Genomic DNA, 2,292 nt, shown 5'->3' on the forward strand with positions numbered 1-2,292 from the left:
CCGGCTACCCTGGCCCTGCTGCTCGGCGCGGCCCTGTGCGCCTGGGCCCGCCTGCCCCTGCCCCGCCTGCTGCGACGGCTGGCCGCCGTGAACGTGTTCGTGGCCTTTCTGTGGGTGTTCCTGCCCTTTTCGCTGCCCGGCGTGCCGCTGCTGCGCATCGGCCCCATTCCCGGCCTGCCGGACTGGCTGAGCCTGACCGCCACCAGCGCGGGCGTGGCCCAGGCCGTGCTGGTCACCCTGAAATCCAACGCCATCGTGCTGGCCTTCATCGCCCTGGCGGGCACCTCGGACATCACCGCCGTGGGACATGCCGTGGCCGGGCTGGGCCTGCCGGACAAACTGGCGCTGCTGCTGCTGTTCACCTGGCGGCAACTGCACGTGGTGGCCCAGGAATACCAACGCCTGCGCACTGCCGCCAAGGTACGCGGCTTCATCCCCGGCACCAACCTGCACACCTACCGCACATACGCAAACCTCGCGGGCATGGTGCTGGTGCGCAGCTTCGACCGGGCCGAGCGGGTGGGGCAGGCCATGCGCCTGCGCGGCTTTGCCGGACGCTTCCACATGCTGGCCGAACCCGTCGGACACCCCGGTGACCGCCTGCTGGCCGCCGCCATAATCCTGTGCGCGGCAAGCTTGCTGGCCGCCGACATCCTTCAGCCCCTCACAGTACTGCCATGAGCACCGCCGCCACCCCGGCCGACAACGGACAGATCCATAAGGGACAGCCCGACAAGGGACAACCCCGCGCCGACGCATCCGGCCACGGGCATGATCATGAGCACCCCCATGCGCACGGAGAGGGGCACGATCACGACCATCCGCATCCCCCCCGGCATCAGGACGACGACGCCACCCCGCCGCTGGCCGCCGTTGAGGACATCCACTTCACCTATCCCGGCAGCGCGGATCCGGTATTGCGCGGCGCTTCGCTTGCCTTGCGTCCGGGGCGGCGCATCGGCCTTCTGGGGCACAACGGCAGCGGCAAGTCCACCCTCTTGCACCTGCTGATGGGATTGTTGCGGCCCCAATCGGGCCGGGTGCTGCACCGCGGAGCGCCCCTGACCTGCGAGGCCGACTTTGCGCCGCTGCGCCGCGAGGTGGGATTCCTGTTCCAGAATTCCGACGACCAGCTGTTCTGCCCCACCGTGCTCGAAGACGTGGCCTTCGGCCCGCTGAACCACGGCGCATCCCCCGCAGAGGCCCGCGCCGTGGCACAGGCCACCCTGGAGCGCCTGGGCTTTGCCGGGTTCGAAAGCCGGGTCACCCATCGCCTGTCCGGCGGCGAAAAGAAGATGATCGCCCTGGCCGCCGTGCTGGCCATGCAACCGCAGGCCCTGCTGCTGGACGAACCCACCAACGATCTCGACCCGCGCACCCGCGACCGTCTCATCGCCATCCTGGCCGCACACAGCCCCACCCACCTGATCATCTCGCACGACTGGGACTTTCTGGCCCAGACCTGCGACAGCTTCCTCAGCGTGCAGGACGGCGGCGTCAGCATCGCCACCCATACCCCCCATACCCACGTGCACACCCACACCGGCGGCGACGTGCACCATCACCACGGGTAAAACCAAAAGAAAACGAATGCGGGGGAGAGGAAGGGAACTTTTGAAAAAGTTCCCTTCCTCTCCCCCGCACCCCCTCTCCATCCTTCCAAACTTTTCAACGGGGGCACCAGCCACCGGCTGCGATGCTCCTCTCATCCCATGGCTCATCCCCCCAATGAAAACGTTTTGGGGAAGAGGGGATGGGGGTCCGGGGGAAGGGGAGAAGCCCCTTTTGGAAAAGGGGCTTCTCCCCTTCCCCCGGTTGCCCCGCCATCTACCCGAACAGTTTCGCGTGCACGTCCTGCCACACGGTGTCGGGAGTGATGTCGCGCATGCAGCGGTGGTGTCCCAGGGGACATTGCTGCGGGCCGTGCAGGCCGCAGGGGCGGCAGTCCAGCCCGGTTTCGAGCACGGTGGCCCTGGGGCCGCGCGGGTAGAAGCCGTGACGGCGCACGGTGGGACCGAAGATGGCGGTGACGGGGGTGCGCTGGGCCCAGGCGATGTGCATGGGGCCGGAGTCGTTGGACAGGTAGCAGTCGAGGATGGCGAGGTGCGCGGCAAGGTCCACGAGACTGAGCGCGCCGGACAGGTCGATGAGCGCGGGCGTGCCGAGGGTGCCGGAGCGTTCGGCCACCTCGCGGGCCACGGCTTCCTCGCCGGGACCGGCAAACAGCACGATGCGCGCGCCAGCTGCGGCGGCGCGGCGGACCACCTCGGCGAAGTATTCGGCGGGCCAGCG

General features: G+C 68.7%; 3 protein-coding genes. 2 read left to right on the forward strand and 1 reads right to left on the reverse strand.

Annotation, left to right across the window (positions count from 1 at the left end; translation table 11 throughout):
* Window positions 1-681: cobalt ECF transporter T component CbiQ (gene cbiQ / locus FVW20_RS12930; protein ID WP_196609942.1), on the forward strand; the 681-nt coding region annotated here is incomplete at its 5' end.
* Window positions 678-1,574: an energy-coupling factor ABC transporter ATP-binding protein gene (locus FVW20_RS12935; RefSeq protein WP_307831530.1), complete on the forward strand. Its 897-nt coding sequence runs from the start codon at window positions 678-680 to the stop codon at window positions 1,572-1,574. The genes cbiQ and FVW20_RS12935, both read left to right, overlap by 4 nt.
* Window positions 1,575-1,827: 253 nt before the next feature.
* Here the strand turns inward: FVW20_RS12935 and FVW20_RS12940 are convergent.
* The coding region (locus FVW20_RS12940; protein ID WP_196609943.1) for a glycosyltransferase family 9 protein at window positions 1,828-2,292 on the reverse strand (465 nt) is incomplete at its 5' end.

The sequence above is a fragment of the Nitratidesulfovibrio oxamicus genome (assembly GCF_015731765.1).
In the GTDB taxonomy this organism is placed as follows: domain Bacteria; phylum Desulfobacterota; class Desulfovibrionia; order Desulfovibrionales; family Desulfovibrionaceae; genus Cupidesulfovibrio; species Cupidesulfovibrio oxamicus.

What these genes read in the sequence shown, in the direction of transcription:
- FVW20_RS12935 (WP_307831530.1), top strand. Translation starts at nt 678, where the DNA reads ATGAGCACCGCCGCCACCCCGGCCGACAACGGACAGATCCATAAGGGA.